The following is a 7,951-nucleotide window of genomic DNA, read 5'->3' as shown; positions in this document are numbered from 1 at the left end:
ATTCTTAATTCTTAATTCTTAATTCTTAATTCTTAATTCTTAATTCTTAATTCTGAGGAATTTGTAGGGTGGGCAAAAACAGTTTGCTTCCAATCAGTATTCACGATTAGATTACTTTCCCCACCCTACTGCATCAACTTTCGGGCGCGACCCGCCCGCTTCACTAACAGCTGGGGGAGAATAAATTAGTTAGCTGAACAAAGACCGTTGCTAGCAGTATAACCTGACGGACAACTTGAGGCGCTTGCCCCATATACGTAAGGCTTTTGACCCCTATAATTTCCTCCTTTACCATAGTTGCAAACTACTATAGCTACATTGTTCCAGTTAAGACCCGCTAAGCTAGCACATTCTGTTCTGCCGCATCCAAGATATTCAGTGTTAGCCCAAACCACTTGAGTGTAATGACCTGTGACTCCGCTACTGCTATTAGTAGCATAGTCATAATCTTTCACTTCATTATACCAGGAATCAACTGGAGCAGTCGTTTGATGATTCTGGTTGGTTGTCAGGTACAAGTTTTCCCCCACGTAAGAAAACTCACCTCCTACCTGTTGTGTACGGTTCCTGTTATGTCCCCAAGTACATGTATCAGCATAGTTTTGGGCTACTCCAGCCAATGTATTATCCCATTTGAGCTCTCTCATATTTGATGCTGTTGGTTGAACCTGTCTCCGGTACTGATTATGTGCATCTAATAGTTCTTGTTGTTCAGAGCTAGATAGAGAGGCATAGGCAGGATCGGACGGTATTGAAACAAAGGCAGCAGTGGTGATCAAGACACCGACTAGGATGATCGCGAGTTTTCTGAGCATAGTCATCATTATTAATTTATTTCAAGTAGGGAGTAGGTAGCTTCTAGGGTGGGCAAAATTACTTTGCCCACCCTACTGCATCTTTTGAATGTAGAATTAAGAATTAAGAATTAAGAATTTAGAATTTAGAATTAAGAATTTAGAATTGATAATTTAGACTTCTACATTCTACATTCTACATTCTGCATTCTTAATTCTGAGTATTAACCGTACCAAACCGATTCAACCTTCTCAATTACCTCTTGTACGGAATTCCCATTACTCAAAACCGTAACATGACCTAACTTACGTCCTGGGCGAGATTCAGTCTTACCATACCAATGGACAAACGCCCCTGGTAAACTGGCTAAGGTCTGCCGTTTCTGTTGGTAATCATCCTGAGAAGACTCATAACCCAAAAGATTCACCATGACTGCACTGGGACAATGCATCTGTGGGCTACCTAAGGGTAAACCCACCACGGCTCGCAGTTGCTGCTCAAATTGAGAAGTTTCGCAAGCATCAATGGTGTAATGGCCAGAATTATGGGTACGAGGGGAGACTTCATTAACCAAAACCTTGTGATTGCTAGTGAGGAATAACTCAATCCCAAAGACTCCCACTACCTCTAAACTAGTCAGGAGAGTTTTTGCGATCGCATTCACCTCCGCCACGGTATCTGGGCTAATCTGAGCTGGTGCAATCACTCGCCGACACACCTGTTCTTGCTGCTGAGTTTCCACCACCGGGTAAACCACCACCTCCCCATCTACAGAACGAGCAGCCATTACTGCCAACTCCCGTTCAAAGGGAATAAATTCTTCTAGCACCACAGGCTGATTGTCTAACTGGTTCCAAATTTCCTGTAAGCTATGACTGTCTTTAATAATAAACGTACCCTTGCCGTCATAACCTTGGCGTCGCGCTTTCAGCACCAGAGGAAACGCTAATTCACTCAGCTTGATTGGGGTCCGATCAGAGCCTAGGGACTTTAATTCCTGCTTACGCACTTCCCCCTCCAGACTGATGAACTCTGGCTGGGGTAAACCAATCCCATCGAAATAGCAGCGTTGGTCATATTTATCCAACAGTGGTGCTAGGGACTCTAGTCTGGGGTAAAAGCAAATTCCCCGATTTGCCAGAGATTTCAGGGCATCAAGGTTGATAAATTCATTCTCAAAGGTAATCACATCACAGCGAGATGCCATTTGCTCGGTACCCACCCCATCATCAATAGCAGCAAATACAGTTTCAGCAGCAACACAAACAGCTGGATCACTAACATTAGGAGTTTGAACCACTAGCCGAATACCCAAAGACTTAGCAGCCATTGCCATCATCCAGGCCAGTTGTCCTCCACCAATTACACCTACTCGTTTAATCGACATCCCAAAGACTCACAAGCGCAACACCAGTTTTCAGATGCACCTTCTTCTAGCAAACAGTTATCAAATTTGAACACCATCCAGCATACCATCGGTCAAGTCAGCCCCATCGATCGTGACTGTTGACTATTTGATGGTCAACAGTCAACAGTCAACAGTCAACAGTCAACATTCAACATTCAACATTCAACACCTTACCAACACCCTAAAGAGTCACGAGTCACCACACCAGTTGTAGGATTCACGCCACTTGCTACATCGCAGAGTTTTAACCGTTCTCTGACCGGTTGAATCAGGGTGCTAGTAAAATCAGCACCAGTGATGTTAGCCCCATCAAAACTGGCACGTTGCAGTAAGGAACCAGTAAAGATGGCATCACTTAAATCTGCACCATTTAAGCTAATGTTGTAGGTGTCGCTGTTGGTCAAGTCGGCTCCATGGAGATTAGCATTATTCAGGGTAGTATGTTGGATAGATGCTTTGATCAATTTGGCATCGGCTAAGTTAGCCTGGTTCAAATTGCAATAGGTAATTTTGACTTCCTGTAAGTCTTGACCAGATAAGTCTGCTCCCACGAGTTGTTTCCCATCGCAGGCTATACTCTTGGCGTGAACAGGTAAGGGATAACAAAAAACAGAGCACGCAAATAAGAATGTAACCAGTAGCCGGAAAAACATAAAGATTTATTGCTGGAATCGTCCAACTCAATCATACTGTGCTGCATAATCACTTGAGTTACGGTACTGCTCCAGGCTGAAAGCCCCGTGTTTTTAAACCGGGTCAGAAGTTACCGCAAAAATAAGGCAGCCTTTATGGTTGGTCGGCTATGGGTAAAAGGGTTAAAACTTTGAGGCGCGACAATCGCGCGAATTTAATTCGCCGATGGAAAGCGCGCCTCCATGATTAAGGCTGCCTTATTTTAAGGTTTCGTCTCCGGGATGAAAGCCAGGTAGCGACTAAAGTCGCCTAGATGCAATTCCATTAAAAAGGTTGACAATACTTGCGCGCTAGAGTATTATTTAGATATGGGTACAGGCTGAAAATCCGAGGCACAACCGGGAGAGAGACCCGCAATTGTTTGACCTTAAAGAAGAAATGCCCGGAGGGTAGGGAAAGTCCTCCTTTCTTGATGCAGTCGCTCATGGGGGAAACCCCCAAGACCGCGCTGCATCGCTAAAAACCCAATCATCAACTAACAATTGGTGTGTGAACCCAGCAAAGATACGACCTGAGAAAAGAGAATGGTACGGCGGGGCACGCCGAAACCAAGTGAAACAGGAAAGTAACGGACTTTATAAGGCACTTTTGTGGAAAGTAACTAAACGCCTAAGGAGACTAGCCCGCTGGGTCTTTCGTGAACTGACTAGAATCTTGGTCTCGACGGGATAATAGTTTAGATATTGCCATTTGGACACGGAGGTTTAAGGCCGGTCGTAGATCTAGGAATCCCCGTCTTTTTAAAGCGGGGAGTGTCAAACCAAAGGTAAGCATATGCGCGCTCGCGCACGCTGCGCAAACAGCGGTCAGTGCTCAGCGGTCAGTGCTCAGTGCTCAGTGCTTGGCTGACGGCTGATAGCTGATAGCTGAATGCTTACATCACAACCAGGCTAATCTTGCCAGAATCGCTAAAATCGTAGTAAGCGATATTTTTGTGAGATCGATGCTTAATATACTTTTGACTTGGCTGCTAAGTGCTATCTCACTAATGATTACTGCTTACCTGGTACCAGGAATTACCATTAGTGGTTTTGGTGCAGCTGCTGTAGCGGTAGTAGTCATTGGTTTAGTTAACGCCATCATTAGACCGATTTTAGTGATTCTGACCTTGCCCATCACAATTTTATCCATGGGACTATTTCTGTTGGTGATTAATGCTATCACCCTATCCCTGGCATCCTATTTCACTCCTGCGGCGTTTATGGTAAACGGTTTCTGGCCAGCTTTTTTCGGAGCCATCGTTCTGACTTTAGTGTCTAGTCTTATCAATAGCTTCGCGTCTAATCAGGTTTAATCTCAATTGCCACATAGGTGGCCGAGACTTGTCACCCGCTAGTTATCCTATAGCTGGCAGGACTATAGCTAGCGGGACTTTTAGTAAACTATACTTCTGAGCTTAAGTAGTCAGCTGCAAGGGCTGACTAGTAAATAGCTGAAAGCTGAGTGCTGAAAGTATAGCTTGACTTGAAGTTACTGTACAGTTTTTTTGAACTGTCAAGGCTCAAAGTACACGAACAATAGATATAGACTAACCCAAGGTGTGGAAAATTCGGGGTGCTTGAAGGGTTAGTCCATTGATTCGTCTATTTAATTAAAAAAAGCTATAGTAAAACCACTATTATAGTAAAATCACACCATCTTGACTAAAAATAAATAGAACATCTAAAACCATGGCTATGCTCTGTGCTTCCCATTGATAGTAATCCTTAAGTAATACTTAGGAATCAGAAGCTATAAAGATTAAACTAATCAACAACTAATCAATTGTAACTATAGTAGCTATCAATTGGTTGAATTACTTTCGTCTTGGGGAGTAGGGAGTAGAGAGTAGGGAGTAATGGCAATAAACTTGAAGGTAGATGATAAGTATCACAAATGCTATAATCAATGGTCAAATTTAGGGATTTGGTAATTATGAGATGAAGTTGATTTTTTAAATCATTCATAATTCCTAACTATGATAATTCATAATTCCTATTTATTTTGGGAACACAAAATTAGTGATTAATCGATGAAAAGACTAAAGTTCTTGATATTATGTCTGTGTGCATTCGTCTTGGTACTATCCCCGTTGTACCTCCAAACCATAGCTCTATCTACTCCAAACCGCAATAGTTTGGGTCAACATTTGGATCAACAGATTGTTTACTCGCCCCAGCTAACCTTAGCCCATAACCAAGTTCAAACTAGAGAAATTATTGCTGAGGAACCGTCAGAGGAACCGTCAGGGGAATTATCCGATTCAGATAGTAGTGATTCCAAGTTAAAGCCATTTGATAAGGTCGTAGAAGATGCGGAAAAATTAGCAGGATTACTCACCCTCTACCGCAATAAAGAAAAAGAAAAAATTTATTTAGAAATTGAGCCGGATCAACTAAACCAAAACTTCCTATGTGTTGTCACCCTTGCTTCGGGAATTGGGGAGTTGGGGCTCCAAACCGGTTGGCCAGTTAATGATTTTTTGTTCCAATTCCGCCGCCGACAGAAGACCATAGATTTAGTCATACCAAATATCTACTTCCGTACTCGACCCGGTGACCCCCAAGAGCGTTCTGTTAAGCGTTCCTTCAGTGATTCGGTGCTATATTCCCTGCCCATTACTAGTATTCATCCAGAACGAAACACTCTGTTAGTGGATTTAACACCACTCCTCGTCAGCGATGGGTCTTTCTCTGGACTAGCATCGGCTTTTCCTTGGATATTAGGAGGTAGTTATGGAGTAGACCCTCAAAAATCCTATGTCAGTGATGCTCAAGCATTTCCGTTTAATGTAGAGATTGAGTCGGTTTATGGCTTTTCTGGTGGGGGAGATTTATTCTTTCCCTTAAGGAGTCTGCCAGACCAACGGGCATTTAATCTTAGTGTCCGCTATAGCTTTTCTCAACTACCGACTAACAATGGTTACCGTCATCGACTCGCGGATGAACGAGTAGGCTATTTCATCAGTGCTTATCAAAATTTATCCAATCAAAACCGCAAACAGCCCTTTATCCGTTATATCAGGCGCTGGAATTTAGAAAAACAAGACCCTACTGCTACTGTATCCCCCCCAAAAGAACCAATTGTGTTTTGGATTGAAAATACTGTACCTCTAGAGTACCGAGATGCAATTCGGGAGGGGATTTTGATGTGGAATGAAGCGTTTCGGGAGGCAGGGTTTGATAATGCCATTGAAGTGCGGCAAATGCCAGATGATGCAACCTGGGACCCGGCTGATATTCGCTACAACACCATTCGCTGGTCCAATTCTTTTCCCTCATTCCCAGGCATTATCGCTATGGGTCCATCCCGAGTGAACCCCTTGACTGGGGAAATTTTGGATGCAGATGTGATTATTGATGCTAATGCAGTACGCTGGATCAAAGCGGAATACCAGGCTATTGCCTCCCAGCCTCAATCCCAGGCATTATCTGGGTTATCCCAATTCCCGTTTAATGGTTCCCTGTGTAGTAATGGCATCAAAGTTCCTTACCTCAAATTGCAGGAAATCCTCAAGACCAATCCTGGCAAAGCGGCTCAGTTGAGCCTACCAGCTGGGCAATTCCTAACCGGACTCACCCAAGTCCGAGACCATGAGTTCTGTTTTGGGATGGTATCAGCTCAGCAAGCTAAGTTTGGAGCATTGTCTCTATCGATGGTAAACCACCAGTTGCCCAGTGGTGAGGAAATGAAAACCTTCATCAATCAGTATTTGCGCTACCTGACGGCTCATGAAGTTGGTCATACTCTGGGATTGCGCCACAATTTCCGGGGCAGCACCATGTTGACTCCGGAGGAATTGAATAATACTGAGATTACCCGCAACCAAGGGCTAGTCGGGTCAGTGATGGATTATGTCCCAGTTAATCTAGCGCCAGAGGGAATGGAACAGGGAGATTATTTCTCTACAGTGGTTGGTCCCTATGATAAGTGGGTGATTAAGTATGGCTACACTCCTATTGATGCTCTGACTCCTCAACAAGAATTACCCACACTGCGCAAAATTGCGGCTGAAGGGTCCCAAATAGGACTATCCTATGCTACAGATGAGGATACTTTCGATTTTATTGACCCAGAAGCTAAGGTTTGGGACCTTAGTAGTGATCCATTGCGCTACTCTCAGTGGCAAATGGAGAATGCTAAGGGAATTTGGAAACGGTTGAACAACAGTTACCTGTTGCCTGAAGAAAGTGCTGGGGATTTACGCGATCGCTTTGATACGGTCTTCTCCTATTTCTTTGAAAACGCTATGTCCCTTACTGGTTATATTGGGGGACAAACCTTTAATCGAAACTACACTGGTGGCAAGACTGGCACACTTCCCTTTGAACCAATCCCTGTGGAAAAACAGCGTCAGGCTCTAGCCATGGTCGGGGAGTATATGTTTGCAGAAGATACCTTTAACTTCTCACCCCAACTCCTCAACCAGTTAGCCCCATCTCGCTGGACTCACTGGGGGACTTTTCCCACTATTTTTCCCCTAGATTATCCCATTCATGACCGAGTGATGTTAATTCAAACTATGGTGCTGGGGGATTTATTTTCATCAGAACGGTTGGCTCGTTTGCGGGATGCTCAACTGAAAACTAGTTCCGGGGAAGCCTTGACCATGGCAGAACTGTTTGACACTGTTCAAGATAGCATCTGGAAACTAGATACTAACGCTAAAATTGAGCCAATCTCTAGCTTGCGTCGGGGATTGCAACGGCAGTATATGAGTCTTTTAGTGAACATGGCACTGCGCAATTCCAATAGTCTAGAAAGTGCCCGCAGCTTCCCTGAATTTATTATTGCTATCCAAACCTTTAATACTCCCGAGGATGCTCGGGTGTTAGCCCGGTATAAACTCCGTCAATTGCGGGATGCGATCGCAAAGACCTTGAACAAACAAGGGAAAAACCTTGATACAGCTAGCTTAGCCCACTTAGAAGGGGCACGCGATCGCATTACTAAAGTGTTGGATGCACCGTTGCAATCGGAATGAATCATGACTTGAGCCGTAAGCTATCAGCTATCAGCTCTCAGCTATCAGCTATCAGCTATCAGCTATCAGCTATCAGCTATCAGCTATCAGCT

6 protein-coding genes are annotated in these 7,951 nt (G+C 44.0%); 2 read left to right on the top strand and 4 right to left on the bottom strand.

Going from position 1 to position 7,951, the window contains the following annotated elements:
* Positions 1-185: 185 nt before the first annotated feature.
* The 3 genes from AC4II3_RS29610 to AC4II3_RS29600 all read right to left on the bottom strand — a co-directional run bounded on the left by AC4II3_RS29610 (position 186) and on the right by AC4II3_RS29600 (position 2,754).
* On the bottom strand, positions 186-815 hold the full coding sequence (locus tag AC4II3_RS29610; RefSeq protein WP_488017049.1) for a CAP domain-containing protein: 630 nt from the start codon (positions 813-815) through the stop codon (positions 186-188).
* A gap of 203 nt (positions 816-1,018) precedes the next feature.
* Positions 1,019-2,182 carry a 5-(carboxyamino)imidazole ribonucleotide synthase gene (locus AC4II3_RS29605; protein WP_488017051.1) on the bottom strand — a complete coding sequence of 388 codons (1,164 nt, stop codon included), beginning with the start codon at positions 2,180-2,182 and terminating at the stop codon, positions 1,019-1,021.
* 191 nt (positions 2,183-2,373) lie between these two features.
* The gene (locus tag AC4II3_RS29600; RefSeq protein ID WP_488017052.1) at positions 2,374-2,754 is read right to left on the bottom strand and encodes a pentapeptide repeat-containing protein; all 381 of its coding nucleotides are present in this window, start codon (positions 2,752-2,754) and stop codon (positions 2,374-2,376) included.
* A 1,085-nt stretch (positions 2,755-3,839) separates the two neighbouring features.
* Between AC4II3_RS29600 and AC4II3_RS29595 the strand changes: the two genes are divergently transcribed.
* Positions 3,840-4,190 carry a phage holin family protein gene (locus AC4II3_RS29595; RefSeq protein WP_488016475.1) on the top strand — a complete coding sequence of 117 codons (351 nt, stop codon included), beginning with the start codon at positions 3,840-3,842 and terminating at the stop codon, positions 4,188-4,190.
* A gap of 466 nt (positions 4,191-4,656) precedes the next feature.
* Here AC4II3_RS29595 and AC4II3_RS29590 read toward each other — a convergent pair whose 3' ends face one another.
* Positions 4,657-4,842, bottom strand: coding sequence for a hypothetical protein (locus AC4II3_RS29590; RefSeq protein ID WP_488016477.1), 186 nt, complete (start codon positions 4,840-4,842; stop codon positions 4,657-4,659).
* Positions 4,843-4,907: 65 nt separating this feature from the next.
* Between AC4II3_RS29590 and AC4II3_RS29585 the strand changes: the two genes are divergently transcribed.
* On the top strand, positions 4,908-7,859 hold the full coding sequence (locus AC4II3_RS29585) for a zinc-dependent metalloprotease (RefSeq protein WP_488016478.1): 2,952 nt from the start codon (positions 4,908-4,910) through the stop codon (positions 7,857-7,859).
* Positions 7,860-7,951: the final 92 nt, after the last annotated feature.

Source organism: Moorena sp., from assembly GCF_982860115.1.
Note: the sequence above shows the minus strand (reverse complement) of the source record. Positions and strands in the feature narration are given on the sequence as shown.

Excerpts from the sequence above, each read along its gene's own strand:
- AC4II3_RS29610 (WP_488017049.1), bottom strand. The coding sequence starts at position 815 with ATGCTCAGAAAACTCGCGATCATCCTAGTCGGTGTCTTGATCACCACT.
- AC4II3_RS29605 (WP_488017051.1), bottom strand. The coding sequence starts at position 2,182 with ATGTCGATTAAACGAGTAGGTGTAATTGGTGGAGGACAACTGGCCTGG.
- AC4II3_RS29595 (WP_488016475.1), top strand. The coding sequence starts at position 3,840 with ATGCTTAATATACTTTTGACTTGGCTGCTAAGTGCTATCTCACTAATG.
- AC4II3_RS29590 (WP_488016477.1), bottom strand. The coding sequence starts at position 4,842 with ATGAATGATTTAAAAAATCAACTTCATCTCATAATTACCAAATCCCTA.
- AC4II3_RS29585 (WP_488016478.1), top strand. The coding sequence starts at position 4,908 with ATGAAAAGACTAAAGTTCTTGATATTATGTCTGTGTGCATTCGTCTTG.